General features: G+C 74.8%; 19 protein-coding genes. 8 read left to right on the forward strand and 11 right to left on the reverse strand.

Annotation, left to right across the window (positions count from 1 at the left end; all coding sequences use genetic code 11):
- Positions 1–45 precede the first annotated feature (45 nt).
- Both I4Q55_RS09990 and fusA read left to right on the forward strand, forming a co-directional pair.
- Complete coding sequence (locus tag I4Q55_RS09990) at positions 46–3,633, forward strand: discoidin domain-containing protein (protein ID WP_206786053.1); 3,588 nt, start codon at positions 46–48, stop codon at positions 3,631–3,633.
- 391 nt (positions 3,634–4,024) lie between these two features.
- Positions 4,025–5,974 (forward strand): elongation factor G, encoded by a 1,950-nt coding sequence (gene fusA, locus I4Q55_RS09995; RefSeq protein WP_206786055.1) that lies wholly within the window; start codon positions 4,025–4,027, stop codon positions 5,972–5,974.
- 69 nt (positions 5,975–6,043) lie between these two features.
- On the opposite strand, the gene I4Q55_RS10000 is transcribed toward fusA, so the two are convergent.
- The 3 genes from I4Q55_RS10000 to I4Q55_RS10010 are packed head-to-tail and all read right to left on the reverse strand — an operon-like array spanning position 6,044 to position 8,689.
- Positions 6,044–7,243 carry a cysteine desulfurase-like protein gene (locus tag I4Q55_RS10000; RefSeq protein ID WP_206786057.1) on the reverse strand — a complete coding sequence of 400 codons (1,200 nt, stop codon included), beginning with the start codon at positions 7,241–7,243 and terminating at the stop codon, positions 6,044–6,046.
- A 32-nt stretch (positions 7,244–7,275) separates the two neighbouring features.
- Positions 7,276–8,409, reverse strand: coding sequence for an acyltransferase (locus I4Q55_RS10005; RefSeq protein ID WP_307793165.1), 1,134 nt, complete (start codon positions 8,407–8,409; stop codon positions 7,276–7,278).
- 55 nt (positions 8,410–8,464) lie between these two features.
- On the reverse strand, positions 8,465–8,689 hold the full coding sequence (locus I4Q55_RS10010; RefSeq protein WP_206786061.1) for a hypothetical protein: 225 nt from the start codon (positions 8,687–8,689) through the stop codon (positions 8,465–8,467).
- A gap of 96 nt (positions 8,690–8,785) precedes the next feature.
- Here I4Q55_RS10010 and I4Q55_RS10015 point away from each other — a divergent pair, with 96 nt between their 5' ends.
- Complete coding sequence (locus I4Q55_RS10015; protein ID WP_307793167.1) at positions 8,786–10,039, forward strand: glycosyltransferase 87 family protein; 1,254 nt, start codon at positions 8,786–8,788, stop codon at positions 10,037–10,039.
- Here the strand turns inward: I4Q55_RS10015 and I4Q55_RS10020 are convergent.
- Positions 9,990–10,424, reverse strand: coding sequence for a DUF4383 domain-containing protein (locus I4Q55_RS10020; protein ID WP_242545628.1), 435 nt, complete (start codon positions 10,422–10,424; stop codon positions 9,990–9,992). The two genes, I4Q55_RS10015 and I4Q55_RS10020, sit on opposite strands and share 50 nt — an antisense overlap.
- Before the next feature lie 107 nt (positions 10,425–10,531).
- Here I4Q55_RS10020 and I4Q55_RS10025 point away from each other — a divergent pair, with 107 nt between their 5' ends.
- Complete coding sequence (locus tag I4Q55_RS10025) at positions 10,532–10,975, forward strand: SRPBCC family protein (RefSeq protein WP_206786063.1); 444 nt, start codon at positions 10,532–10,534, stop codon at positions 10,973–10,975.
- Positions 10,976–10,987: 12 nt separating this feature from the next.
- Here the strand turns inward: I4Q55_RS10025 and I4Q55_RS10030 are convergent, their stop codons facing one another.
- The 4 genes from I4Q55_RS10030 to I4Q55_RS10045 are packed head-to-tail and all read right to left on the reverse strand — an operon-like array spanning position 10,988 to position 19,126.
- The gene (locus I4Q55_RS10030; protein ID WP_206786065.1) at positions 10,988–12,460 is read right to left on the reverse strand and encodes an MFS transporter; all 1,473 of its coding nucleotides are present in this window, start codon (positions 12,458–12,460) and stop codon (positions 10,988–10,990) included.
- Positions 12,457–16,737, reverse strand: coding sequence for a type I polyketide synthase (locus I4Q55_RS10035; RefSeq protein WP_206786067.1), 4,281 nt, complete (start codon positions 16,735–16,737; stop codon positions 12,457–12,459). Before I4Q55_RS10035 ends, I4Q55_RS10030 begins: the two co-directional genes overlap by 4 nt.
- On the reverse strand, positions 16,734–18,434 hold the full coding sequence (locus tag I4Q55_RS10040) for a fatty acyl-AMP ligase (RefSeq protein ID WP_206786069.1): 1,701 nt from the start codon (positions 18,432–18,434) through the stop codon (positions 16,734–16,736). Before I4Q55_RS10040 ends, I4Q55_RS10035 begins: the two co-directional genes overlap by 4 nt.
- A 20-nt stretch (positions 18,435–18,454) precedes the next feature.
- Positions 18,455–19,126 (reverse strand): hypothetical protein, encoded by a 672-nt coding sequence (locus I4Q55_RS10045; RefSeq protein WP_206786070.1) that lies wholly within the window; start codon positions 19,124–19,126, stop codon positions 18,455–18,457.
- A gap of 388 nt (positions 19,127–19,514) precedes the next feature.
- Between I4Q55_RS10045 and I4Q55_RS10050 the strand changes: the two genes are divergently transcribed.
- From I4Q55_RS10050 to I4Q55_RS10060, 3 genes are all read left to right on the forward strand, one after another.
- Entirely contained in the window at positions 19,515–20,510 is a 996-nt protein-coding gene (locus I4Q55_RS10050) for an alpha/beta hydrolase family protein (RefSeq protein ID WP_242545629.1), read from the forward strand.
- Positions 20,507–21,337 (forward strand): SDR family NAD(P)-dependent oxidoreductase, encoded by an 831-nt coding sequence (locus I4Q55_RS10055; RefSeq protein ID WP_206786079.1) that lies wholly within the window; start codon positions 20,507–20,509, stop codon positions 21,335–21,337. Before I4Q55_RS10050 ends, I4Q55_RS10055 begins: the two co-directional genes overlap by 4 nt.
- A 166-nt stretch (positions 21,338–21,503) precedes the next feature.
- Positions 21,504–22,721 carry a glycosyltransferase gene (locus tag I4Q55_RS10060; protein ID WP_206786082.1) on the forward strand — a complete coding sequence of 406 codons (1,218 nt, stop codon included), beginning with the start codon at positions 21,504–21,506 and terminating at the stop codon, positions 22,719–22,721.
- On the opposite strand, the gene I4Q55_RS10065 is transcribed toward I4Q55_RS10060, so the two are convergent.
- Complete coding sequence (locus tag I4Q55_RS10065) at positions 22,712–23,641, reverse strand: YdcF family protein (RefSeq protein WP_242545708.1); 930 nt, start codon at positions 23,639–23,641, stop codon at positions 22,712–22,714. The two genes, I4Q55_RS10060 and I4Q55_RS10065, sit on opposite strands and share 10 nt — an antisense overlap.
- A gap of 123 nt (positions 23,642–23,764) precedes the next feature.
- Here I4Q55_RS10065 and I4Q55_RS10070 point away from each other — a divergent pair, with 123 nt between their 5' ends.
- Entirely contained in the window at positions 23,765–24,124 is a 360-nt protein-coding gene (locus I4Q55_RS10070) for a DNA polymerase ligase N-terminal domain-containing protein (protein ID WP_307793168.1), read from the forward strand.
- 83 nt (positions 24,125–24,207) lie between these two features.
- Here I4Q55_RS10070 and I4Q55_RS10075 read toward each other — a convergent pair whose 3' ends face one another.
- The gene (locus tag I4Q55_RS10075) at positions 24,208–24,882 is read right to left on the reverse strand and encodes a DUF998 domain-containing protein (RefSeq protein ID WP_307793169.1); all 675 of its coding nucleotides are present in this window, start codon (positions 24,880–24,882) and stop codon (positions 24,208–24,210) included.
- A 128-nt stretch (positions 24,883–25,010) separates the two neighbouring features.
- Positions 25,011–25,877, reverse strand: a complete 867-nt coding sequence (locus I4Q55_RS10080; protein WP_206786099.1) for an NAD(+)/NADH kinase — start codon at positions 25,875–25,877, stop codon at positions 25,011–25,013.
- Positions 25,878–25,885: the final 8 nt, after the last annotated feature.

Below are 25,885 nucleotides of genomic sequence, written 5' to 3' on the forward strand. Positions count from 1 at the left end.
GTCCTGCGCCGGGCCCCGGGCTGCCGCTTCGAGAACGGAGTTCGCATGGCGGAGGAGAACGAGCGCGCGGCGGTGTCGCGACGGTACGTCCTGGCGGCCGGGACCGGATTGCTGGCGGGGTTCGGCCTCGCCGCGGTCCTGCCCGGAACCGCGTCGGCCGCGCCGGTTGTGCCGGGCGCGTCGGCCGGGCCGGAGAGCGGGAAGACCGACCTCGCGCTGTTCCGGCCGGTGCGGGTGTCCTCGACGGACTACGCCGCCACCCCGGCCGAGTTCGCCGTCGACGGCCTCGCCCGCACCGGCGTCCGCGGCTCCGGCTGGCGCGCCGGCCAGGGCGACGGCCAGTGGATCGTCGTCGACCTGCAGGCCGCGTGCGCCCTGGAGTCGGTGGTGCTCACCTTCGAGGCCCAGCCCGGCGACCCGGCCTTCGACGACACCGCCTCCCGCTCCCGGACCAGCGGTTTCGAGATCCAGTCCAGCTACGCGACGGCGTTCGATCTCGACGTCTCCGGCGACGGCAGGGCCTGGCGCACGGTCTTCCACACCGACGACGGCACCGGCGGCGTCGTCACCATCCCGCTGTCCGTCACCGCGCGCTGGGTGCGCTTCACCGCGAGCCGCCGCTCGACGACCAACCCCTTGGGCCTCAACGGCTTCCAGGTGTTCGGCACCAGCCGCGAAGCCCGGCCCGCCGTCCGCGGCTGGACGAGCTTCCCGGTGCGCCCGCACGACGACCCGCCCGCCCTCGCCGTCGCGGCCGACGGGACCGTGCCGCTGGACTCCGGCTGGGTCCTCACCATGGACGACTGGGCGCCCGCCGGCGACGGCAAGGCGCTCTCCGCGTCCACTGTCGACACGCGCGGCTGGCTCCCGGCGACCGTGCCGGGCACCGTGCTGGCTTCGCTCGTCGAGCAGGGGCAGCTACCCGATCCGGTGGCCGGGATGAACAACCTGCACGTCCCGGAAGCGCTTTCGCGCCACGCGTGGTGGTACCACCGTCGCTTCGCCCTCCCGCGCGGCATCGACACGTCCGCGGGCCGGCACGTCTGGCTCGAGTTCGACGGCGTCAACCACGAGGCCGAGATCTGGCTCAACGGCACGGAAATCGGCACGCAGAGTCACCCGTTCGGCCGAGGCGTGCACGACGTGACCGCCGCGCTCCGCCGCACCGGCGAGCAGACGCTCGCGGTGAAGATCTCGCCGATGCCGCGGCCCGGCAGCCCCGGCGACAAGGGCGCAGACGGCAGTTCCTGGGTCGACGCGGGTGGCACGATGTTCGACAACTCGCCGACCTACCTCGCCGTGTCCGGCTGGGACTGGATGCCCGCGGTGCGCGACCGCGCGTCCGGCCTGTGGGACCACGTCCGCCTGCGCTCCACCGGCGCCGCGGTGCTCGGCGACGTCCGCGTCGACACGAAGGTGCCCGACGGCAAGACCGCCGAAGTCACGCTGACCGTCCCCGTGCGCAACGCCGCCGCCACCGACCAGCGCGTCAAGGTCACCGCCGCCTTCGGCCCGGTCACCGTGGCGAGCACGGTGGCGATCCCGGCCGGGCAGACCACCGACGTCGTGTTCCCGAAGCAGCGGATCGAGAACGCGAAGCTGTGGTGGCCCAACGGCTACGGCGACCCGAACCTGTACGACCTGACGCTGACCGCGGCGATCGGCGCCGCCACGAGCGACCGCCGGACCGTGAAGATCGGCCTGCGCGAAATCGGCTACGTCTACGACCTGCCGATCGTCATCGCCGACGGCCGCGCCACCCAGACCGTCGAATTCGCGCCGCAGAACGCCCGGTTCGTCCGGATGCAGGGGCTCAAGCGCGCCACCGGCTGGGGCTTCTCGCTCTGGACGATGTCCGTGCTGAACGGTTCGGGCCCCGACCTGGCCCAGGGCAAGCCGGCCAGTTCGTTGTCGGTGGCCGACGGCAACCCGCCCGAGCGGGCCTTCGACGGCGACCCGAACACCCGCTGGACGTCCGAGTACAGCGACAACCAGTGGCTGCAGGTCGACCTCGGCGCCGCGACGGCGTTCGACCGCGTGGTGCTGACCTGGGAGACCGCCTACGCGGCGACCTTCGCGATCCAGGTGTCGCAGGACGGCGAGACCTGGACCGAGGTCGCGTCCGTCGACAACAGCCCGAAGCCGCTGACGTTCCTCGTCAACGGCGTCAAGATCTTCGCCCGCGGCGGCAGCTGGGGCTGGGACGAGCTGCTGCGCCGGATGCCCGCCGAGCGGGTCGACGCCGTCGTCGCGATGCACCGCGACATGAACTTCACCCTGATCCGCAACTGGGTCGGGTCGTCGTACCGGGCGGAGCTGTTCGACGCCTGCGACAAGTACGGCATCCTGCTGTGGAACGAGTTCTGGGACGGCTGGTCGACCGACCCGGCCAACCACGACATCTTCCTGGCGCAGGCGAAGGACACGGTGCTGCGCTACCGGCACCACGCGTGCGCGACCGTCTGGTTCGGCTGCAACGAGGGCACCCCGCCGGCGGTGCTCGACAACGCCCTGCGCGACCTCGTCCACACGCACACCGACCTGCTCTACCAGGGCAACTCGGCCGGTGGCGTGATCACCGGCGACGGCCCCTACCGCTGGCTCGACCCGAAGCAGTACTTCACCGGCGAGGCGACCGGCGGCAAGTACGGGTTCTGGAGCGAGATCGGCCTGCCGACCGTATCGGTGGCCGAGAGCATGCGGAACCTGGTCGGGGCCGGCGACCCCGGCTGGCCGATCGGCGCGCCGTGGTTCCTGCACGACTGGTCGACGAACGGCAACCAGTCGCCGCAGGGCTACCTGGCCGCGATCGACGCCCGGCTGGCGCCGTCGACGAGCCTGGCCGAGTTCTGCCGCAAGGCGCAGTTCGTCAACTACGAGAGCATGCGCGCGATCTTCGAGGCGTGGAACGCGAAGCTGTGGAGCGACGCCACCGGCGTGCTGCTGTGGATGTCGCACCCGGCCTGGCACAGCACGGTCTGGCAGACCTACGACTACGACCTCGACGTCAACGGCAGCTACTACGGCGCGCGCAAGGGCTGCGAAGCCCGGCACGTCCAAGCCGACCTGACGACGTGGCAGGTGCGGGCGGTCAACCACACGCCGGACGCGCTGACCGGCGTGACGGTCACCGCCCGGCTGCACGGCCTGGACGGGGCGGCGCTCGGCCCCGCCCGGCAGCAGCAGCTCGACGTGGCCCCGGTGTCGGCGGCGGCCGCGTTCGCGGTCCCGTTCGACGACGGCCTGCCGGACCTGCACCTGCTCAGGCTGACCATGACCGGCGAGGACGGCACGGTGCTGTCGGAGAACACCTACTGGCGCTACCGCGCGGACACCGCGATGCGCGCGCTCAACCAGCTCCCGGGGGCGCGGCTGACCACGGCGTTGCGCTCGGCAGGCGATGCCTACACGGCGACGATCCGCAACGACGGGCAGACGGTCGCGGCGATGATCCGGCTGTCACTGCGGGAGCGCAACGGCACCGACCGCGTGTTGCCGACCCGCTACGGCGACAACTACTTCTGGTTGCTGCCGGGCGAAACCCGCACGGTCCGCGTCGAGCCGCGACGCCGGGTGCCGAACGCGAAACTGCTGGTGGAGGCGTACAACGTGGCCGCGAAGCTCACGTCGTAACCCGGCGTGTGCGAAACGGGTATGACGCGTGGTCCGAGGGGACACACGCGTGTCTGGAGGGGCATCACGGCCGATGCCCTTCCAGACACGGCCGATGCCCGTTTCCGCACACGTGATGCCCCTCCGGACACGGGTGATGCCCCGCGGAAATTGCGTTGGCCGCGGGACCGGCCGCCGCTAGTCTTCGCCGGAACGTGTCCACCGCGCCGAACGAAGGGAGCCGGCCATGCGTCACCGCGTCGCCGTCGGTCCCCGGTCGCGGTCCGAGGTGATCCTGGTGTCCCCGGGTGTCCGGTGCCTGCCGCGCGGCTCGCACCGGACCCCGTGACGCCCACCCCGCTGTCACGGGGAATCGCGCCGTCCTGACACTTCGTCCACAAAGGACAAGGCTGTGCGCACCCGACCCCTGACCACCGTCCGCAACCTGGGCATCCTCGCTCACGTCGACGCGGGCAAGACCACCGTCACCGAACGGATCCTGCACCGCGCCGGCGCCACCCACAAGACCGGTGAGGTGCACGACGGCACGACCGTCACCGACTTCGACCCGCAGGAACGCGACCGCGGCATCACCATCTTCGCCGCGGCCGTCAGCTGCACGTGGGCCGGCCACCGGCTCACCCTCATCGACACGCCCGGCCACGTCGACTTCACCGCCGAGGTCGAGCGCTCGCTGCGGGTGCTCGACGGCGCCGTCGCGGTGTTCGACGCCGTCGCCGGGGTCGAGCCCCAGAGCGAAACCGTGTGGCGGCAGGCCGACCGGCACGGCGTCCCGCGGATCGCGTTCGTCAACAAGCTCGACCGCGCGGGCGCCGACCTCGACGCCGCCGTCGCCTCGATCCGGGCGCGGCTGCACCCGGCACCGCTGGTCGTGCAGCTGCCGATCGGGCGCGAGGACGGCTTCACCGGCGTCGTCGACCTGGTGCGCCTGCGCGAACAGGATGTCCCGGCCGACCTCGTCGCCGAGGCCCGCCGCCGGCGACGGGTGCTCGAAGAGGCCGTCGCCGAGCTGCACCCGGTGGCGCTCGACGAGTTCTGCGCCACCGGCACGGTTTCGGCGGAGACGCTGGAGAAGGCGTTGTGGGAGCTGACCCTCGGCGGCGACGGGCTCGTCGTGCTGTGCGGGGCGGCCTACCGCGACCGCGGGATCGAGCCGCTGCTCGACGCCGTCGTCGCGTACCTGCCGTCGCCGGCCGACGTCCCGCCGGTGCGGCCCGACCGGCCCGCCGACCCGGCGGCGCCGCCGGCCGCGCTGGTGTTCAAGGTCGCCACGACGGCGACGGGACGGCTGACGTACCTGCGGGTGTACTCCGGAACGCTGCGGAAGGGAGACCAGGTGAGCGACGCGGGACGTACCGAGCGCATCGCGCGCGTGCTGCGCGTCCAGGCCGACCGTTACTCCGAAGTGGACAGTGCGGTGGCCGGTGACATCGTCGCGGTGGCCGGGCCGAAGGCCGCGCGCGTCGGCGCCACGCTCTGCGCGCCCGGCGACCCGGTGCTGCTGGAGCCGCCGGTGACGGCGGACCCGGTGGTCTCCGTGGCGGTCGAGGCCCGCCGCGACGGTGACCGGCTCGCGTCGGCGCTGGCGCGGCTGGCCGAGGAGGACCCGTCGCTGGTCGTGCGGGTCGACCCGGAGACCGGGCAGACGGTGCTGTCCGGGCTGGGCGAGCTGCACCTGGAGGTGGCGGTGGAGAAGCTGCGGCGGGACCGCGGCCTCGACGCCGTGGTGGGCCGTCCGTCGGTGGCGCACCGCGAAACGGTGGTCGCCGGGGTGACCGGGCAGGTCTACCGCCACGTCAAGCAGGACGGCGGGGCGGGCCAGTTCGCCCACGTGGTCCTGGACGTCGCCCCGGCGGCCGACGGCTTCGAGTTCACCTCGGCGATCGTCGGCGGCCGGGTACCGCGCGAGTACGTCCGCGCGGTCGAGGCCGGCTGCCGGGACGCGCTGGCCGAAGGACCGCTGGGCGGGCACCCGGTGACGGGCCTGCGCGTGACGCTGACCGACGGGGCGACGCACCCGAAGGACTCGTCGGACCTGGCGTTTCGCACGGCGGGCCTGCTCGGGCTGCGGACAGCGCTGCGCGCGTGCGTGCTGCGCCTGCTCGAGCCGGTGGCCGAGGTGGTGGTGACGGTCCCGGCCGACGCGGTCGGCGGCGTGCTCGGCGACCTCGCGGCCCGCCGGGGCCGGGTGGCCGCTTCGGCGGTGCGCACGGGCACGGCGGTGGTGACGGCGACGGTGCCGGTGGCGGAGCTGTTCGGCTACGCGAACCGGCTGCGCGGCCGCACGCAGGGCCGGGGCACGTTCACCGCCCGCCCGGCGGGGTTCGCGCCGGTGCCGTGAGATCGAGGGTGGCGGGCCGGGAGCACTTCCCGCCCGCCACCCGGCCCGGTCCACTCCGGGTGGGAACGCTCAGCCGCGGGGGAGCGACTCCACCCCGGCCAGCAGCCGATCGACGTCCTCCTCCGTCGTGTACGGCGCGATGCCCGCCCGGACCGCCCCGGTGTCACCCAACCCCAGCCGCCGAGAACACTCGAGCGCGTAGAAGTTCCCCGCCGGCGCGTTGACCCCCAGCGCCCCGAGATGCTCGTACACCGCCCGCGAAGAAACTCCGTCCACCGAGAACAGCACCGTCGGTGTCCGATGCCGTTCCGGCCTCCCGTACCGGGTGACTCCCGGCAAAGCCGCCAGTCCCGCGTCGAGCCGGGCCAGCAGCGCGCTCTCGTGCGCCTCCAGCCCCGCCATCGACGTCAGCAGCCGCGATCGGCGCGAACCCGTGCCCGGCACCAGCTCGGCGAGGAAGCCGATCGCCGCGGTCGTGCCCGCCAGCAGTTCGTACGGCAGCGTGCCCAGCTCGAACCGCTCCGGGACCGCGTTCGTCGACGGCAGCAGCTTGTCCGGGTGCAACGTCTCGAGCAACGCCGGTGCCGCCGCCACCAGCCCGAGGTGCGGTCCCAGGAACTTGTACGGCGAGCACGCGAAGAAGTCGGCCCCGAGCGCCGGGACGTCGACCGCCGCGTGCGGGGTCAGGTGGACGCCGTCGACGTACAGCAGCGCGCCCGCGTCGTGGACCTGCGCCGCGAGCGCCGGGATGTCCGGGCGGGTGCCCAGCAGGTTCGACGCCGCCGTGACCGCGACCAGGCGGGTCCGGTCCGACAGCAGCCCGGCGATCGGCGCGAGCTCGCCCGTGGCCGGGTCGAAGTCGGCCCAGCGCACGGCGGCGCCGGCCGCCGCCGCGGCCTGGACCCACGGGCGGATGTTGGCGTCGTGGTCGAGCCGGGTCACGACGACTTCGTCGCCGGGGCCCCACTTCTGGGCCAGCGTGCGGGAGAAGTCGTAGGTCAGCTGCGTCATGCTGCGGCCGAAGACGACGCCGGCCGGGTCGGCGGCCAGCAGGTCGGCGGCGGCTTCGCGCGCTTCGGCGACGACCGTGCTCGCCCGCCGCTCGGCCGCCGTGACGACGCCGCGGTTCGCGATCGCCGCGCAGAGCGTCTCGGCCACCGCTTGCCCGACCACGTCGGGGACCTGCGAGCCGCCCGGTCCGTCGAAGTGGGCGGCGCCGCCGTCGAGGGCGGGGAAGTGCGCCCGGATGCTCTGCACGTCGTAGGTCACGGCGCCAGCATGCCCAACCCGGCGCCCCGGCCTCAAGATCTCCGCAGCGGGGCGGCCGCGGTGGCGGGCAGCTGCGGCGGCGCGGCCACCGGGCGGCGGACCGGCGCGGGCGGCCGCAGGTGCCGGCGCAGCCGCTGCGTCGGCTTTTCGACGTAGTTCCACGACAGCTGCCCCACGACGTACGCGGCGGGCACGGCCAGCAGGATCAGCAGCCACACCTGCCGGATCCCGGCGAGGATGAGCAGCTGCTGGATCGGGAAGCCCCAGATGTAGGTGCCGTAGCTGCCGTAGACGTACGGGGCGGCGGCCTCCAGCTTCCGCGGCCAGTGCGTCGCGAGCGTGATCGCGCCGTACGCCGCGCTGAGCGCCAGCGCGTACCGGCTCGCCGGCGTCTGGCTCAGCCCGAGGTAGGCGCCGAAGAGGACGAGCGCCACCCACGGCTTCAGCGGGATCCGGTCGCGGTAGGCGTGCAGGACCACCCCGATGACGAAGGGCACCAGGAACGACACCGTCGACCCGATCGGGACGACCAGCAGCGAGCCGCCCGCGCCGTGGTACTCGAACGTCGCCCGCAGCACGCTGTCGGTGTAGACCATGCCGCCGAGGACGAGGAAGAGAAACCAGCGCGGCACGCCGATCAGCACGACCAGGCCGGCCACCAGCACCAGCCCGTAACCGAGCAACTCCATCGGCAGCGTCCAGATCGCACCGTTCACCGAGAACGGGTACGGGTTGTTCGCGAACACCCCGGGCAGGTCGTGCTGCATGTAGAACAGCACGGTCGTGCCGACCAGGTAGCGCCAGGTCTGGATGTGCGTCCAGTAGTCGTGCGCGGGCCACGTCGTCACCAGCGGGCCGATCACGAACACCGTCACCAGCAGCACCACGACCAGCGGCGGCATGATCCGCAGCAGCCGTCGCGCGGAGAAGCGCCACCACGACGGGTCGCGCGCCCAGCTGTCCTGGATCTGGTAGCCGCTCATCGCGAAGAAGCCCATCAGCGCGATGTAGCCCGGCGACATGTGCCAGGACGCGGGGAAGATCGTCAGCCGCTGCGGGTGCAGCAGCGGCATGCTGTGGTCGACGATGACCGTGATCGCGCCGATCATTCTCAGCCACGCGAAACCGGTGTTGGGATTGGCGTGAATTTTCGACGAGATCGGCACGGATCGGGATGCTAGCCCATCCGGCTGTGCCGCTTGACCCGAACGGCCAGGAAAGTCAGCGTCCGCGGTTGCGGGGGTGCTCCCGCGCCCGGCGTTCGTTGCCGTGCCGGTAGTTGCCGGTCACGCGGGCCATCAGCAGCTGCTGGTCGTCACCCCGCGCCACCGCGGCCAGGAACCGGGCGGCGGCGGTCCCGCGCAGCGTGCCGGCGGGACGCCCGTGGTGCGTGATCGTCACGGTGCCGCGCTCGTCGCGGTAGGCGAAGCCCTCCGGTGTCCCCATCCGCCCAGGGTGGCACGGGCGGCAACCGGTTTTCCCCGGGGCGGTCCGGGGGATACCCGGATGGTGCCCGGGCCGGGACCCGACAGAATGCGGGGGGTGACCGGAGGGGGAACAGGGGTGCGGGGCTGGCTGGGGAACAAGTACGTACTGCTCGGCGCGCAGCTGCTCGTGCTGGCGGCGGTGCTCGTGTCGTACAACGGCGGCCGCTGGCGGTTCCCGGCCTACCGCGTCGACCTCGACGTCTACCGGCTCGGTGCCGGTGCGCTGCTGCACGGCCAGGCGTTGTACGGCACGCTGCCGCCCACCGGCGACGGCCAGCTCCTGCTCTTCACCTACCCGCCGTTCGCGGCGATCGTGCTGGCCCCGCTGGCGCTGCTGCCGTACTGGGCCGCCTGCCTCGCGCTCACCCTGCTCACCCTCGGGGTGCTGGCGGTGGTTCTGGTGACGGTGCTGCGTGCGCTCGGCGCGCGGTGCGACTGGCGGCGGGTGGCGGTGCTGCTGCTCGCCGCCGAGGTGCTGGAGCCGGTGCTGCGCACGCTGTACGCCGGCCAGATCGACCTGCTGCTGCTGGCACTCGTCGTGCTGGACGTCCTGGTGGACACGCCGCGGTGGCCGCGGGGCCTGCTGATCGGCCTCGCCGCCGCCGTGAAGCTGACCCCGGCCGTCTTCCTGCTGTACTTCCTGCTCCGCCGGGACGGCCGGGCCGCGGTGACCGCGGTGGTGACGTTCCTGGCCGCGACCGCGCTGGGCTTCCTGCTCGCCGGCGCGGATTCGGTGCGGTACTGGACGGGCGCGCTGTGGGACACCGGCCGCGTCGGCGAGCCGACCTACGCCGGCAACCAGTCGCTGCTCGGGCTGCTGGCCAAGGCCGGGGTGCCGCCGGAGGCCCGCACGGCGTGGTGGCTGCCGCTGGTCGCGGTGGTGCTCGTGCTGACGGCGCTGGGTGTGCGGCGGGCGCTTGCCGCGGGGGAGCGGACCATCGCCCTCGGCCTGAACGCGCTCGGCGGGCTGCTGGTCTCGCCGATCTCCTGGACCCACCACTGGGTCTGGGCGGTGGTCGTCCTGCTCGGCTGGGCGGAGCTGGCCCGCCGCACGCGGCGCCGCCGGTGGGCGGTCCTGGCGGGAGCCGGTGCGGTGCTCTTCGTGGCGGGGCCGCAGTGGTGGTGGCCGCGCGGCGGCGAGGTGGAGCGGCACTGGTCGTTCCCGCAGCAGCTCACCGGCAACGGCTACGTCCTGTTCGCGCTCGCGCTGCTCGTCACCGCGGTGCTGGTCCGGTTCCCGCGGCCGGGCGACGACCCGCTCAGCGGCGCCGTTCCGGCCGGCGCGGCAGCCAGCCCGCGCCGAGGATGAGCATCCCGGTGCCGAGCGCCAGGTCGAGGCAGACCCCCGCGGTGTTCAGCGGCAGCGCGTCGGTGATCGCGCGCGGCAGCGGGAGCAGCCCGGCCAGGCCCACCACGGCGTAGCAGGCACCGGCGACGACCAGGAACCGGGCGGCCCAGCGCGGGGAGCGGGTGCAGAACACCGCGGCGGCGCCGGTCAGCAGGTGCACCACCGTCCACACCCCGGACACGGCGACCACGCCGAACAGCTCGCGCGGCCCGCCGCCGGCCGGGACCCCGGCCATCAGCTCCAGTGCGGCGAGGACGAGGAAGAGCAGGCCGATCAGCATGCCCATGCCCTGCACGGGCGCGGGGCCCCGCCTGGGCACCCGGGTCTCGGGTTCGGTGGCCGTCATGCTTTCCGGGTGCCCCGTGCGCGCCCGTTTAATGCACCTTCGCGGAGGTTGGCCGGGGTACCGGCGGGTAATCGCCGGCGACCCGACCGGCGAGGAGGAACGAGCCGATGACCGAGTACCGCCACACCGCGACCGCCGACGTCCCCGCGGACGAGTTGTTCGCGTTCCTGAGCCACCCCGAGAACCTGCCGCGCTACTTCCCGGAGATGAAGGTCGCCGAACCCAAGGGCGGCGACAGCGTCCACGTCGAGGCCGAGGTGCACGGCGAGCGCGTCGCGGGGGAGGCGTGGCTGCGCACCGACCCGGCGACGCGATCGCTGAAGTGGGGTGCGGAGGGCCCCGACGACTACCACGGCGAGCTGCGCATCCGCGACGACGGCCCGGCGGCTTCGCAGATCACGGTGACGCTGCACAGCGTCCGCGAAGCCGACGGCGACGAGGTCCAGCAGGGCCTCGAGCGCACGGTCGCGGCCATGACGCACGCCGCGTCCGCCGACGCCGACGTCGAGGCGGCCGAGGGGCAGGGCGGCTGGACGTCCTACGACAAGTAATCGTATAACGACCTATACAGCGGTCGTTGAAGCGCCGTTCCGGCTCCACGTCGAGAAAAGAGCCGCGAGCGCGAACAGTCCACAAGCGACAGCCGCGGCCAGCTGGACGCTCGCGGTGCAGGCGGCCCGGGCCGCCGTGAGCAGTTCGGCGGCCGCCGTCAGGCCGTGGGCCGCCGCTTCCGCCTGCGCCGGCCCGGCGGCGGCCAGCCGCGCCGCCGCGTCCGGGACGCCGGCCGGGATGACCAGGCGCGCCGCGTAGACCGCGGCCGCCAGCGAGCCGAACGCCGTCGTGCCCAGCCCCGCGCCCAGCTCGTACCCGGTCTTCTCGACCGCGGCCGCCCCGCCTGCCCGGCCGGCCGGGGCGGCCGACAGCAGCGTGTCCGTGCTCGACGTCAGCGCGAGGGCCATGCCCAGGCCGGCGCCGGTCAGCGCGCCGCCCAGCCACCACGGCGAGGCCAGGCCGCCCGCCGCCGGGATGCCGAGCGACGCCGCCGCCAGCGCGAACCCGGCCGTGCGGACCCGGGCGTTGCCGAACCGGGCCAGCAGTGCCGGGGCGACCACGCTGCCGACCGCCGACGCGCCGAGCACGAGCAGCAGCCGCGCCGCCGCGGCGGCCGGGGAGAGGCCGAGCACCACCTGGAGGTACTGGGCGAGCAGCAGGCCGAGCCCGACCAGCGTGCTCATCACCAGCAGCACCCCGCCGACCGCGGCCGGCACGCCCGGCCGCCGGAACAGGGCCAGGTCCAGCAGGGGAGTCCGCGCCCGCCGCTGGCGGCGTACGAACAACGCGAGCAGGACGCACCCGGCCGCCCCCGCGCCGAAGCCGCCCCCCGACGGCCCGGCGGCGAAGGCGATCCCGAGCACGCCGCCCGCCGCGAGCACGGCGCTGAGGGCGTCCCACGGCTCCCGGCCGGGCGGGCTCCGCGGCAGCCACCGCAGCGCCGCCCCCACCGCGGCCAGGATCACCGGCGGGTTGACCAGGAACGTCGCCCGCCAGCCCCACGCTTCCACGAGCAGCCCGCCGAGGACCGGCCCGAACACCGAGCCGGTCCCGGCGACGCCGCCGCACACCGCGATCGCCGTGCGCCGCTCGTGCCGGTCGGGGAACAGCTCCCGCAGCAGCGCCATCGTCACCGGCATGATCATCGCGCCGCCGACGCCGAGCGCCGCGCGGGCGGCGAGCAGGGCCGGGACATCGGGGGCGAGCGCGCAGCCGAGCGACGCCGCACCGAAGACCGCGTATCCGGCGACGAGCACCCGCCGCCGCCCGAAGCGGTCGCCGAGCGTGCCGCACGGCAGGAGCAGCGGCGCCGCGGTGAGCGGGTAGACCGCCACGATCCACACCTGGGCGGCCGCGCCCGGCCGCAGCTGCCGGACGAGGTCGGGCAGCGCCACGTGCAGCACGGTCGCGTCCACCGCGACCAGGAAGAGGCCGGCGCCGAGCACGGCGAGCAGCGGCCACGCCCGGACCCGTGCCCGCGTCACGGCCACAGCAGGTCGGCCAGGTGCCGCGCGACGACGTCGACGTGCGGCGGGTCGACGACCGACAGGTGGTGCGCGGCCACCGGGACGATCTCCAGCCGCGGGCACAGCTCGGCCCAGCCGGCCGCGAGGTCGGTGCGGGAGTAGCGCGGTTCCATCGCCAGGCCGGCGGCGTACGGCTCGGTCGCCCGGTACAGCACCACGCGGCCGCCGTAGGGCCGCGGTGTCCCGCGTTCCGCGGCCAGGGTGTCCAGAAAGGACTGGTGCTGGTGGCGCAGCACGCCGGGGCTCAGCAAGCCCGCTTCGGCGACGCGCCGCATGGTGAGCGCGATCTGCTCTTCTTCGGGCAGCGGCGCGAGTTCGTCGTGGCCGAGCCGGACGGCCCGGCCGTAGGTGCCTTCGACGTAGCCGGTGAAGCGCAGGAACCGCCGGGCCGACGACGCGCGCGGGTCGAGGTCCGGGTCGGGCAGCGGCAGCATGGTGTCGATCAGCGCGACGAGCTCGACCGGTTCGCCCGCGTCGGCGAGCCGGGTGGCGACGCCGTAGGCGAGCGCGCCGCCGAACGACCAGCCGGCCAGGCGGTAGGGCCCGTGCGGCTGCCGGGCGCGGACCAGCGGCAGGAGGCGTTCGACGCGTTCTTCGATGGCGGCGCCGGGCACGCGTTCGAAGCCGGCGCAGGGCACGCCGGCGGGCAGCCGGTCCAGCAGCGGCCGGTAGACGGTGCAGGTGCTGCCGCCGGGGTGGAACAGCAGCAGTGGCGTCGTCCCGGCGTCGCCCGGCTTGAGGACGTGCACGGGCCCGCGTTCTTCGCGCGTGTCGAGCAGGGCCCGCGCGACGTCGGCGACGGCGGCGAGGGAGTCGTGCCGGAGCAGGTCGGCCGGCTCGACGGGGGTGTCGAGCTCGGCGGTGAGCCCGGCGGCGAGCAGCCGCGCGAGGTGGTGTGGTTCGCCGGCGGCGGTGAGGCGGGTCCGCGGGCCCGCTTCGGTGCCGGTGTGCTGCCGCCAGAGCCGCTGGACGAGCCGGTCGGCGGCGTCCCAAGCGCGGCCGCGGGCCGGCGGTTCGTCGCCGCGTGGGGCGAGATCGCGGTTGAGGTCGGCGAGGGTGGCCCCGCGGAGGACGGCGGCGGGGTCGGGTTCGCTGCCGAGTTCCCGGCGGACGGCATCGCGGATCCGGTTCGCCATCAGGGAGTCGAGCCCGAGTTCGACGAGCGGGACGTCGGGGTCGAGGCGGTCGGGGGAGAGCCCCATGATCGCGGCGACGATGCCGGTGAGCGTCTTGCCGGTGTGGGGCCGGCTCGGCGCGGGCTTGACGGTGGTGGTGCTCGGTGCCGCGTCCGTGTACCAGTGCCGCTCGTGGCGCCAGGGCATCGGCGGCACGTCGGTGACGCGGGCGTCGTCGTCCGGGGCGGCGAGGGTGATGCGGGTGCCCGCGCAGTACAGCGTGGCGGCGGCCGCGGCGAACGTCCGGACCTCGTCCTGGCCGCGGCGCAGGGTGCCGGTCACCACGGCGTCGGTGATCCCGGCGGCTTCGAGCGTCCGGGCGAGCGAGCCCCGCAGGATCGGGTGCGGCGACACCTCGACGAAGAGGCGGTGCCCGTCCGCGGCCGCCGCGGCGACGGCCTGCCGGAACCGCACCGGCCGGCGCAGGTGCGCGGCCCAGTACCCGGCGTCGAAGCCGGGCAGTTCGCGCGGGTCGGTGAGCACGGTGTCGTACCAGGGCACCAGCGGCCGCCGTCCGCCGAGCTCGGCGAGCGCGTCACGCAGGGCGCCGAGGACGGGCTCGACGGCGGCCGAATGCCCGGCGACCCCGACGGGCAGCCGCCGCGCGGCCCGCCCGGCGGCGGTCACCTCCGCGACGAGCCGATCGAGCACGTCGGCGGCCCCGGCGACGGTGATTTGCCCGGGCGCGGAATCGACGGCGAGCTCGACCCCGGGATGGCGGCCGAGTTCGTCCGGAGTGAGTTCCACGGCGGCCATCGCACCGCCTTCGCAGGCCGTGTCGAGCAGCCGGGCGCGGGCGGCGACGAGGTGGACGGCCTCGTCGGCGGTCAGCACCCCACTGGTGAAGGCGGCGGCGGCCGACCCGAGCGAGTGCCCGAGGACGGCGGCGGGCCGGACGCCGAGCGCCTCCCACCACGCGGCGAGCGCGACTTGGGTGCCGAAGATCGCCAGCTGCGTGTCGGCGAGGCTGCCGGGAGCGGCGTCGCCGAGCAGCGAGCGCAAGGACCGTCCACCGTGTTCGGCGAAGGGATCGCCGAGCTTGTCGACCTGGGCGGCGAAGGCGGGTTCGGCGGCGAGCAGGTGACGCCCCATCCCGGCCCACTGCGACCCGTGCCCGGAGAAGACGAAGACGGGCCCGTCCCCACCGACGACGGAACCGGCGAGGGCACCGGCGGGCAACGGATCGGCCCGTTCGGCGACGGCCCGCAGCAGGGTGGCGAGTTCCCGGTGGTCTCCGGCGACGAGCGCGGCACGGTGCGGGCCGTGGTTGTCGCGCCGGAAGAGGGTGTGGGTGACATCGGCCAGCGAGCTGCGGCGCCCGGCGGGGGAGTCGAGCCACGCGGCGAGCTGGGCGGCCCGCTCGGTGAGGCGGTCGTGGGTGCGCGCGGAGAGCAGGCCGATCCGGACCCCGGCGGGGGAACCGGCACCTGGCGGTCGGCCATCGCCTCGGACGGGACCGCCACCCGGCCGCGCCGCGGGTTGGGCCGGGTTGCCGAGCGGCTGCCCGCTGCCGTTCCTCGCCTTGCCGTCCACCGTGGCGCGCGGGTGCCCATCCACCCCCGGCGGCGCTGCCTCCTCCAGCACCACGTGCGCGTTGGTCCCGCCGAACCCGAAGGCCGACACCCCCGCGACCGCGCGCCCGCCGTGCCGCGGCCACGGTGTCGGCTCCGTGACCACCCGCAACCCCAGCTCGCCGAACGGGATGTGCGGGTTCGGGGCCGCGAAGTGCAGCTGCGGCGGCAGCTCACCGTGCTGCAGCGACAACACCACCTTGATCACCCCCGCGATACCCGCCGCCGCTTCCGCGTGGGCGATGTTCGTCTTCACCGAGCCGATCAGCAGGGGCGCGTCCGGCCGGCGGCCCGTGCCCAGGACCGTGCCGAGCGCGCGGGCCTCGATCGGGTCGCCGAGCAAGGTCCCCGTTCCGTGCGCCTCCACGTAATCCACAGTGGACGGATCGAGGCTCCGGTACGCGTCCCGCAGCATGGCCTGCTGTGCCACCGGGTTCGGCGCGGCCAGGCCGTTCGACCTCCCGTCGGAGTTGACCGCCGACGAGCGGATCACCGCGAGCACGCGGTCGCCGTCGCACTCGGCGTCCGCCAGCCGCTTGAGGACCACGACGCCGCAACCCTCCGCGCGCGCGATGCCGTCCGCCGCCGCGGAGAACGTCTTGCAGCGGCCGTCGCCGGCGAGCAGGCCCGCCGCCGCGAACGCCGCCGTCGGACCCGGCAGCAGCATCAGGTTGACCCCGGCCGCCAGCGCCAGGTCCGCGTCGCCCTCGCGCAGGGCGCGCACCGCGTGGTGCACCGCGACGAGCGAAGACGAGCACGCCGTGTCCACCGCCATGCTCGGCCCGCGCAGGTCGTAGACGTACGACAGCCGGTTGGCCGCGATGCTGCCCGCCGCGCCGGTGGCCGTCCACAGGTCCGGCGCGCCGCCGGTCATCGTGAGGTGGCCGTAGTCGTGGGTCGCGATCCCGGTGAACACGCCGGTCCGGCTGCCGCGCAGCGACACCGGCGCGATGCCGGCGTGCTCCAGCGCCGCCCACGTGACCTCCAGGAGCATCCGCTGCTGCGGGTCCATCGTCGCCGCCTCGCGCGGGGTGATGCCGAAGTGCTCGGCGTCGAACCCGGCGACGTCGTCGAGGAACCCGCCGACCACCGGGGCGGCCTCGGCGCTCCAGCGGCCCGGCGGCGCGGTCCGGACGGCGTCCCGCCCGGTCCGCAGCAGGTCCCAGAACTCGTCGGGCCCGTCGGCGCCGGGAAACCGGCAGCCGAGGCCGACGACGGCGATCGGGTCGGTCCGGCGGCGATCCGTGCCCGGCCGGGCCTCGGGCTCGTCGGCGCCGGTGAGGGTGCGGACGAGGTGGTCGATGGTCGGGCTTTCCCACAGCAGCGTCGCCGGCAGCCGCCTGCCGAGCCGTTCCTCGAGGTCGGCGGCGATGCCGACGGCCTGGCGGGAGGACAGGCCGTAGTCGCCGAGCGGGTGGTCGGGTTCGGGGGTGAAGCCGGTGTGCTCGGCGATCGTGTCCACGAGCCAGCGGCGCAGGGTGTCGGTCATCGCGCCAGTGCCTTTCCGTAGTCGCCGGCGAGGTAGCGGTCGCGGCAGGCGCCGCGCGCGATCTTGCCGCTGGACGTCCGTGGCACCCGCCCGGGCGGCACGAGCAGGACGTCCCGCAGCGCGAGCCCGTGCGCGTCGGAGACCAGCCGCCGGATCGTCGCGGTGAGCGCGGGTTCGGCCAGGTCCGGGTGGCCGCGGTGCTCGGCGACCACGACGACGGCTTCGGTGTCGGTGCCCGCCACGGCGAAGGCGGCGACGCTGCCGGGGCGGATCCCGGGATCGGCCGACGCGGCGGTCGCTTCGACGTCCTGCGGGTAGTGGTTGCGCCCGTCGACGATGATCAGGTCCTTGATCCGGCCCGCGATGTAGAGCTCGCCGTCGTGGCGGACGCCGAGGTCGCCGGTGCGCAGCCACGGCCCTTCGGGCAGGCTGCCGGGCAGCCGGGCGCCGAAGGTTTCGGTGCTCTCCAGGGGTTTCCGCCAGTACCCGGCGCCGACGTTGGGCCCGTGCACCCAGATCTCGCCGACCGCGCCGTCGGGCAGCACGGCCGCGGTGTCCGGGTCGACGAGCGCGACGAGCTGCCCGGCCGGGGCGCCGCACGCGACGAGCCGGACGCCATCGGCGGCGGGCCGCGCGGTGCCCGTGGCGAGGGCGTCGCGGTCGAACGTCGTGACACGCGGGACCGCGGCGGGGCCGGTGGTGACGAAGACGGTGGCCTCGGCCAGCCCGTACGCCGGGCGCGTCAGCTCCGGCCGGTAGCCGGCGGCGGCGAAGGCCGTGTGGAAGCGGTCGAGGACGTCCGGGGTGATCGGTTCGGCGCCGTTGACGATCGCGGCGACGCGGCCGAGCCGCAGCCGGGCGCGGTCGGCCTCGCGGATCCGGCTCGCGCAGTAGTGGAAGGCGAAGTTCGGGGCGGCGCTCCAGCTGCCCGCGTGGTCGCCGAGCAGTTCCAGCCAGCGCACCGGCCGCTCGACGAACGCCAGCGGGTCCATCAGGACCGACCGCAGGCCTAGGGCCAGCGGCGTGATCAGGCCGAGGACGAGCCCCATGTCGTGGAACAGCGGCAGCCACGAGACCGTGGTGGCCGCGGCCGGGTCGAGGCCGAGGCCGCGCACGGCCTGGCCGACGTTGGCGAGCACGTTCGCGTGGGTCAGCACCACGCCGGCCGGGCTGCGGGTCGAGCCGGAGGTGTACTGCAGGTACGCGACGTCGTCCGCTGCCACGGCGGGCGCCGGCCGGGATCGCGCCGGTTCCGGCCGGTCCACCGCGACGACGGCGATGCCGGGGCCGGCGAACTCCTCGACGTCCGGCTTGGCCGCCGCGGTGGTGACGACGGCCGACGGCGTGCAGTCGGCGAGGACCGCGGCGAGCCGTCCCGAGTGGCCCGGCAGGCCGGGCTCGAACAGCGGCACCGCGATCGCGCCCGCGGTGATCGCGGCGAGGAACCCGGCGACGTAGTCCGGGCCCTGCGGGCAGAGCACGGCGACCCGGTCGCCCGGTGCCACCGCGAGCGCGCCCGCGGCGGCGTCGACGCGCTCGGCCAGCTGCCGCCAGGTCAGCGTGCGCCGCCGGCCGGCGGGATCGCCGGCGAAGTCGGCGAAGGTCAGGGCGGGCGCGTCCGGGGTGGTCGCGGCCCAGTGGCGCAGGCACGCGGTCAGGGTGTCGCCGCCCACCGCCGGGAAGGTTTCCTGGGACATGGGGTTCTCCTTGCGGGGGGTCACCGGCCCAGCCGCGGAGCCGCGTGCTGCCACGCGGCGACGGCCAGGGCGTCGAGGTCGAGGTCGGTGGCTCCGGCGTCGCGGAGCAGGACCAGCACGCCGCCGGCGGCGATGGCGACGGTGCGCAGGCGCAGGCCGGGCAGCCCGGCGGGCTGCCCGGGCAGGGTCAGGACCTGCTGGTAGGACAGGGTTTCCGCGCCGGGGACGGCGGGCGGGGTGCCGACGGTCGTGGCCGACACCGTGGGGACGTCCTGGTCGTCGACGGTGACGCGGGCGCAGCGGCGCGCCTGCGCGGCCCAGGCGGTGAGGTCGGGTGGGTCCGGGGTGCGGGCGACGAGCTCCGACAGCTGCCCGCCGGGGACCGCCGTCTGGAAGCCCTGGCCGCTGACCGCGCCGGGGCGCAGCAGCCGGCCGCGGACGACGTCGGCGCACTCGCCCGCGTCGTCACTGCGGTCCGAAGTGGACAGTGCGGTGGCGACGTCGAACACGGCGCGGGTCGCGGGACGGCCGGGGATCGCCTCGGTCGGCAGCAGCGCGGCCGGGGGCACGGCGGGTGGTGCGGCGGGCGGGCGGGAAACGGGGACCGCGTCGGCCGGTTTCGCGGGCGAAATGCCGGCGACCGCGGCCGCGGCGACCATGAGGAGCGGGGGAAAGCGAATTCGGGCAGCCATGAAGAACCCTTCCGGGAGCATTCTCGACGGAGGTGCGGCCCCTGCGCTGGAACCCTTCGCCGGGAACGCGTCGAGTGACGCCCGAACCCGGCGGCACGGCAGAGGCTACGCCGGGAAATCGGTTACCGGAAGCACCTCAAGATGGCGTAAACATCGTCGTGTACAGCGGGTGAGCTGCCGAATCGCAGGTTACTGACGAGTTCGGCGGCGGGTTGTGGCACGGCCGTCCGAGATCGGTCACCCTGAGCGATCGCCGCCTCACCCTTGTGGGGGAGTTTGTTTTCCTGTCATTCACATTGTCCGCCCACATCGTGGGCAGGACAATTGCTCTCCTGGACGTTTTTCCTTTAGCTTGGCCGCACCTGGAGACGACCGGGAAAGGAAACACATGCGCCCTTTCGTGAGGTGGTTCGCGGCTGTGACGGCCGCGGTGTGCGCGCTGCCCGGCGCACCCGCCCTCGCCGCCGCCGGTGTCCCGGACGTCCGTGCCGACGACGGCTCGCACGTCGTCGCCCAGACCATTGTGGACGGTGACGGACGGGTGCTCGACCTGACCGTGCGCTCGGCGGGTGTCGGGGCCTACGCGATGGTCCGGCTGATCCTGCCGGAGAACTGGGCCGGCCGGCGCTGGCCGGCGGTCTACCTGCTGGCGGGGGAGACCCGGCTGCAGGACTACCGCGGCTGGAGCGCGAACACCGACGTCCGGCGCCTCGCCGACGACGCCGGCGTCCTGGTCGTGATGCCCGGCGCCGGCTCGGCGGGCTTCTTCAGCGACTGGTGGAACTACGGCAAGGACCTCGCGCTCAACCAGTGGGAGACCTTCACGGCCGTCGAGCTCCCGCAGCTGATCGACCGCGGCTACGGCGGGAACGGCAGGCGCGCGGTGGCCGGCCTGTCCCTCGGCGGGTACGGCGCGTTCGAGCTCGCCGCGCGGCGGCCGGGCGTGTTCCGCTACGCCGCCTCCTTCAGCGGCAATCTCAACCCGGCGGGTCCCACCGGCGAGCTGCTGACGAGCGCGATCGTCGCGTCGGCCCGCCTCGACCCGGAAGCCCTGTGGGGCGACCGGCGCCGGGAAGCCGCGCGCTGGGAAGCGCACGACCCGCTGGTGAACGCCGATCGCCTGCGCGGCACCGAGCTGTATCTTTCGGCGGGCAACGGGCTGCCGGGCCCGCTGGACGCCAAGCTCCCGATCGACGTGCTGCCCGGCGCGATGCTGCTGGAGTTCCTGTGCGGTGCCCAGAGCACCGCGATGGCCGGGCGGCTGCGTGCCCTCGGCGTCCCGGTGACGGCGGACCTCTACGGTCCGGGCACGCACCAGTGGGCGTACTGGCAGGAGCAGCTGCACCGGACGTGGCCCCGGATGCTGCGGGTGCTGGCGTCGTGAAACCGTCCTATGTGGTCACCGGCGCGGCGGGCGGGATCGGCCGCGCCTGCGTGGCGGAGCTGGTCCGCCGGGGCGCCCACGTGTGGGCGAGCGTCCGCACGGATGGCGATGAAGCGGAACTCTCGCGCGCGTACGGCGACGCGGTCACGGTGCTGCGGATGGACCTGCGCGACGTGGAATCGATCGAGCGCTGCGGGCAGCGCGTGGCGGCGGCGGGACCGGTGCGGGGCCTGGTGAACAACGCGGGCCTGGCGCGGCCGGGGCCGTTGGAGCACGTGCCCCTGGACGCGTTCCGGGAGCAGCTGGAGGTGAACGTGACGGGTCAGCTGGCGGTGACGCGCGCACTGCTGCCGGCGCTGCGACGCGCTGAGTTCGCGCGAGTGGTGACGATCGGCTCGATCGGCGGTCGCATAGCGGGGCCGATGGTCGGGCCGTACCACACGTCGAAGTTCGCGCTGGTGGGTTTGACGGACAGCTTGCGCGCGGAGCTGGCCCCGGAGGGCATCCGCGTGGTCCTGGTCGAGCCGGGAGCGGTGGCGACGCCGATCTGGCCCCGAGCCCGGGCGGCGGCGGAGGAGGTCCGCGCGAGCTTGTCCCCGGCGGCCCTGGAGAGGTACGGCGCCCAGCTGTCGGCGGCCGAGCACAGCGCGGCCCGTTCGGCCCGAACGGGAGTGCCCCCACGCAAGGCGGCGGAGACGGTGGTCCGCGCACTGACGGCCCGCCACCCGGCACCGAGGTACCTGGTGGGCCGGGACGCCCGCCTGGCGGCGGTCCTGGCGAGCCTCCCGTTCCGGCTGCGCTACCGGTTGACGGCGGCGAAGCGGTGAGCGGGCGGTGCGGATTCGCCGCGGCTGCGCGGTGCGGGTGGCCGGGTTCGCTGGGTGTGCTGGGTCGCGGCGGCGAAGCGGTGAGCGCGTGGTGGACCGCCGCGGCCGTCCGGTCCGCGCCGTCGCCTGCTCTGCCACCTCACCGCGCACGCGCCGGAGCCCACCGGTGAGCCGCCTGGTCGTGATCGTCGCGCCCGGTTCGCGCGGCGATGTCCAACCCTGCGTCGCCCTCGGGCGTGGCCTTGCCGCCGATGGCGATCGCGTCCGGGTCCTCGCCGCTCCCGCCTTCCGCGCACTCGTCGAAGCCCACGGCCTCGCCTTCGCGCCGCTCTCCGCCGACCCCGCCGCCGTGCTCGGGTCGGCCGCCGGGCGGGCGTGGACCGGCGGGCGCCGGCGCACCTTCCTCTCCGGGCTGCGGGCCGTCCTCCGGCCGGTGCTCGACCGGCTGCTCGCCGACGTCCACGCCGGCGCCGCCGGAGCCGGCCTCGTGCTCGCCCCGACCCTCGGCTTCCTCGGCGCGCACCTGGGTGCCCACCTCGGCGTCCCCGACGTCGAACTGCACTACCAGCCCAGCCTGCCGACGCGGGCCTTCGCGCACCCGCTGCTGCCCGCGGCCGCGCGGCTCGGCCCCTGGGGACGGCACCTCAGCTTCACCGCCGTCGACGCGCTCGCCTGGCACGTCCTGCGGCCCGGCATCGACCGCTGGCGCGCCGAAACCCTCGGCCTGCCCGCGGCCGGCCGCCGCGGGCCGCGCCGCCGGTCGACGGTGCTGTGCGGCTTCTCCGCGGCCGTCGTCCCGCGGCCGCCCGACTGGCCGGACCGCGCGCACGTCACCGGGTACTGGTTCCTCGACCCCGGGCCCTGGCGCCCGGACCCGCGGCTGCGCGACTTCCTCGCCGCGGGACCGCCGCCGGTCTACGTCGGCTTCGGCAGCATGCGACCGGCCGAAGCGGAGGCGACCTTCGCCGTCGTCCGGGAAGCGCTGCGCCGCGCCGGGCTGCGGGGCCTGCTCGCCGCCGACGGCCCGGACACCGACGACCTGCTGACCGTCGCCGACGTCCCGCACGCGTGGCTGTTCCCGCGCACCGCCGCCGTCGTCCACCACGGCGGCGCCGGGACCACCGCGGCCGGGCTGCGGGCCGGCGTGCCCGCGCTGGTCTGCCCGGTCTTCTCCGACCAGCCCTACTGGGGCGAACGCGTGTCGCGGCTGAGCGCCGGCCCGAAACCGCTGCCGCTCGCGCACCTCGACGCCGGCACGCTGACCGCACGCCTGCGCGAGCTGACGGAGAACCCGCTCTTCCGGCGCGGCGCGCAGTACGTCGGCGCACGGCTGCGCGCCGAGGACGGCGTCGCCCACGCTTGCTCGGTCCTGCGTCAGGGCTGAGCGAAGATCGCCAAGACGAGACCGGCACCGGCGACGACCAGGCACGCCGCGATCGTCGTCCGGCGGTAGTGCAGGATCAGCGCCGCGAACTCGCGCAACAGGGCGCTCGGCAGGAAGTACCGGGCCGTCGGCGAGCCCGTCGCGTGGAAGGGCAGGCCGAGCCGCCGGCACTCCACCGCCGTCCGGAAGACGTGGTAGTTGCTGGTCACGGCCACCACGCGCCGCGCGTCGGCAGGCAGGAGCGCGGCCGAGAGGCGGAGGTTCTCCTCGGTCGTGCGGGCCTGGTCCTCACGCCGGATCCGGTCGTCCGGCACGCCGCGTTCGCGCAGGTAGGCGTGCATCGCCTCGGCTTCGCTGACCGACTCGCCGGGCCCGCACCCGCCGGAAACGACCAGCAGCGGCGGAGTCGGCTCCCGGTCGTGGAGCCGGATCGCGCGCTCGAGCCGTCCCGCGAGCAGCGGCGGCACGCGGTCGCCGTCCAGGCCACAGCCGAGCACGATGATCGCGTCGAAGCCGCCGCGCCGGCCGAGCCGGCTGTAGACCACGGAGTAGACCAGCAGCGAGAGGAAGAGGAACCCGAAGTAGCCGGCCAGCACGGCGGCGACGGCCACGACGGCCGAACCCCACCGGCCGAGCGGCGCGAACGCCAGCGCTTCCAGCGTGACCAGCCCGACGCCGAGCCCGAGCGAAAGCAGGTTCCCGGCGCTGCGCCCTTCCCGCCGCCACATCCGCACGCCGTTCACGATCAGCGCGGCCGGCAGCACCAGGGCGACGAGCACGGCCACGACACCGAGCAGGCCCAGCAGCACCGGCGTCAGCCACTCCAGGTGCAGTGCCGTGCGCAACAGCCACAACGCGGTCAGCAGCAGCGCCACCCCGAGCCAGACGGCGTTGCTCAACCGACGCGGTTCGCGAGCCATCCGCACGGCGAACACGACGAGCGCCACCCCGGCGGCGACCGGCAGCACCACGTCCACCCCGGCCTCCCTGGATCCCACTGCGGGTTCCAACCTAGCCGGGCGCGCTCTGGCATGGTGAAGGACGTGACCGACCGGCGACCGGCCTTCGTGCTACACGAGCACTTCCGCCCACGTCACCACTTCGACCTGCGGCTGGAGGAGGACGGCGTCCTGCGGTCCTGGGCGGTCCCGCGTGGCCTGCCCCCGGACTCCGGCGCCGACCGGCTCGCGGTCGCGGTGCCCGACCACGCCCTCGACCACCTCGCCTACGAGGACGACACGAAGAAGATCGCCGACACGGGCTGGTGGGAGGAGCACGACCGCACGGCCAAGCGAATCCTGTTCACGTTGCACGGCCGGACGGGCGCGGTGCGGTACGCGCTGATCCGCACCGCACGCGACTGGCTCCTGCACCGCACCCAGGACCAGCCGGGCGAGACCTGACGCCCGCCGACCCGGAAATCACGTGAGCGGACCCGGAACTCGCGTGATCGAGGCCGGAACTCGCGAGTTGCGGTGAGCCTCCGTCAGACCGCAGACACCGCAGGCCGGAACCGGACCCCGGTCGGCATCGCCCGGTGCGCCCAGTACCCCAGCACCCCGAGCAGCGCGATCTCCAAGATCATCATCAACCGCTCCACCAGACCGGTCGCCACGGTCGGCAGGTGGCCGCCGAGGACGTTGACCGCGAACGGGACGATGAACGGCAGGTAGAACGGGATCGCCGCCAGTGCCAGCCGCCGTGACCACGTCGCGAACCGGCGCCACCGCGGGTCGTCGCGGTGGCGGTGGCCCAGCGCCCAGCCGACCACCGGCAGGCTCAGGCACGTCACCGCCGACGCGTACAGGTGGATCTTGCCCGTCGCGGTGATCGCGCCGCCCTGCGGATCCTTCGCGAACACCGCCACCGCCAGGAGACTCACGCACCACAGGGCCTTCGCCGCCACCAGCGCCGGGCCGGCCAGCAGGCCACGGCGGTAGAGCGCGACCAGCAGCAGCGCCGATCCCGTGCTGGTGAGCAGGAGCGCGGCGTCCCACAACCGACGGCCCGGGCTCAGCGCGTAGTCGCTCAGCATCGTGCTGACCGGGTCGAGCGGCGCGAGCCGCCGGTCGACGTGCAGCACGGCGAGCAGGACGGCGGCGCCGAGAAAGGCGGTGAGGGCGCTCGGGACGAGGAGGCGGGCACGCAGACGGGGACGCACGGGGGCGGGACACAGCATGTGGGGAAACACTCCGGGACGGTTCGGCTGGTTCAGGCGCAGCCGCGGACGCTACCTGTGACCTTTCCGTGACCATGGCCGACGCGGTTCCGCTGTGACGCAGAACACCGTCAGTGGTCGCCGTCCTGCGGGATCTCGGCCGAGTCGGTGAGCCGGAGCTTGCGCCGCGCCCGCTGGTAGAACGTCGTCAGCCCGAGCCGCACCACGCGCGCCGCGCTCGGCCGGGCGCGCAGGTCGAGCCGCTCGCCGGGGGAGACGTACCCCTCGACCTGGCCGTCGACCTCCACCGCGAGCCGGCCGCTGGTCGGCAGGAGCTCCAGCGTCACCTCGTCGTGCACCGAAAGCACCACGCCCCGGCTGTACGCCGAGTGCGGCGCGGCCGGCGTCACCAGCAGGGCCTCCACCGACGGGCTGGTGATCGGGCCGCCCGCCGAGAAGCTGTACGCCGTCGAGCCGGTCGGCGTCGCCACCACCACCGCGTCGGCCGAATAGCTCACGAACGGCTGGCCGCCCACGCGCACGGCGATCACCGCGCTCCCGTCGCCGGGCACGCGCACCACCGCGATGTCGTTGAACGCCGTGATCCGCCGCCCCCGCAGCACCGCGTCCACGGCCAGCCGCGGCTCGACCGTGAACTGGTGGTCGTCGATGGCGGAGAGCGCGCCGGGCAGGTCGGGGACGTCGACCTCGGCCAGGAAGCCGAGCTTGCCGAGGTTCACCCCGAGCACCGGCGCGCGCTGCCCGTCGGCCAGCCGCATGGCCCGCAGCATCGTGCCGTCGCCGCCCAGGCTGACCAGCAGGTCGGCCCGGCGCCCCAGTTCCTCGGGCGAGACCCCCACCGCGGCGCAGTCCAACCGGACGATCTCGTCTTCGATGCCGAGGATTTCGATGTTCCGGTTGCCGGCCCAGCCGAGCACGGCTTCGACGGCGGCCGCGGAGTCGCGGCGGGGGTGCAGCACGAGTCCCGCGGCGTGCATGTCAGCGG

It is taken from the genome of Amycolatopsis sp. MtRt-6 (assembly GCF_017308975.1).
GTDB lineage: Bacteria > Actinomycetota > Actinomycetes > Mycobacteriales > Pseudonocardiaceae > Amycolatopsis.

Bases quoted from the DNA above. Each gene is read 5' to 3' on its own strand.
- I4Q55_RS10035 (WP_206786067.1), bottom strand. From the start codon at position 16,737: ATGACCGACACCCTGCGCCGCTGGCTCGTGGACACGATCGCCGAGCAC.
- I4Q55_RS10040 (WP_206786069.1), bottom strand. From the start codon at position 18,434: ATGTCCCAGGAAACCTTCCCGGCGGTGGGCGGCGACACCCTGACCGCG.
- I4Q55_RS10050 (WP_242545629.1), top strand. From the start codon at position 19,515: ATGCGCCCTTTCGTGAGGTGGTTCGCGGCTGTGACGGCCGCGGTGTGC.
- I4Q55_RS10045 (WP_206786070.1), bottom strand. From the start codon at position 19,126: ATGGCTGCCCGAATTCGCTTTCCCCCGCTCCTCATGGTCGCCGCGGCC.
- I4Q55_RS10010 (WP_206786061.1), bottom strand. From the start codon at position 8,689: ATGGGGACACCGGAGGGCTTCGCCTACCGCGACGAGCGCGGCACCGTG.
- I4Q55_RS10080 (WP_206786099.1), bottom strand. From the start codon at position 25,877: ATGCACGCCGCGGGACTCGTGCTGCACCCCCGCCGCGACTCCGCGGCC.
- I4Q55_RS09990 (WP_206786053.1), top strand. From the start codon at position 46: ATGGCGGAGGAGAACGAGCGCGCGGCGGTGTCGCGACGGTACGTCCTG.
- I4Q55_RS10020 (WP_242545628.1), bottom strand. From the start codon at position 10,424: ATGACGGCCACCGAACCCGAGACCCGGGTGCCCAGGCGGGGCCCCGCG.
- I4Q55_RS10065 (WP_242545708.1), bottom strand. From the start codon at position 23,641: ATGGCTCGCGAACCGCGTCGGTTGAGCAACGCCGTCTGGCTCGGGGTG.
- I4Q55_RS10025 (WP_206786063.1), top strand. From the start codon at position 10,532: ATGACCGAGTACCGCCACACCGCGACCGCCGACGTCCCCGCGGACGAG.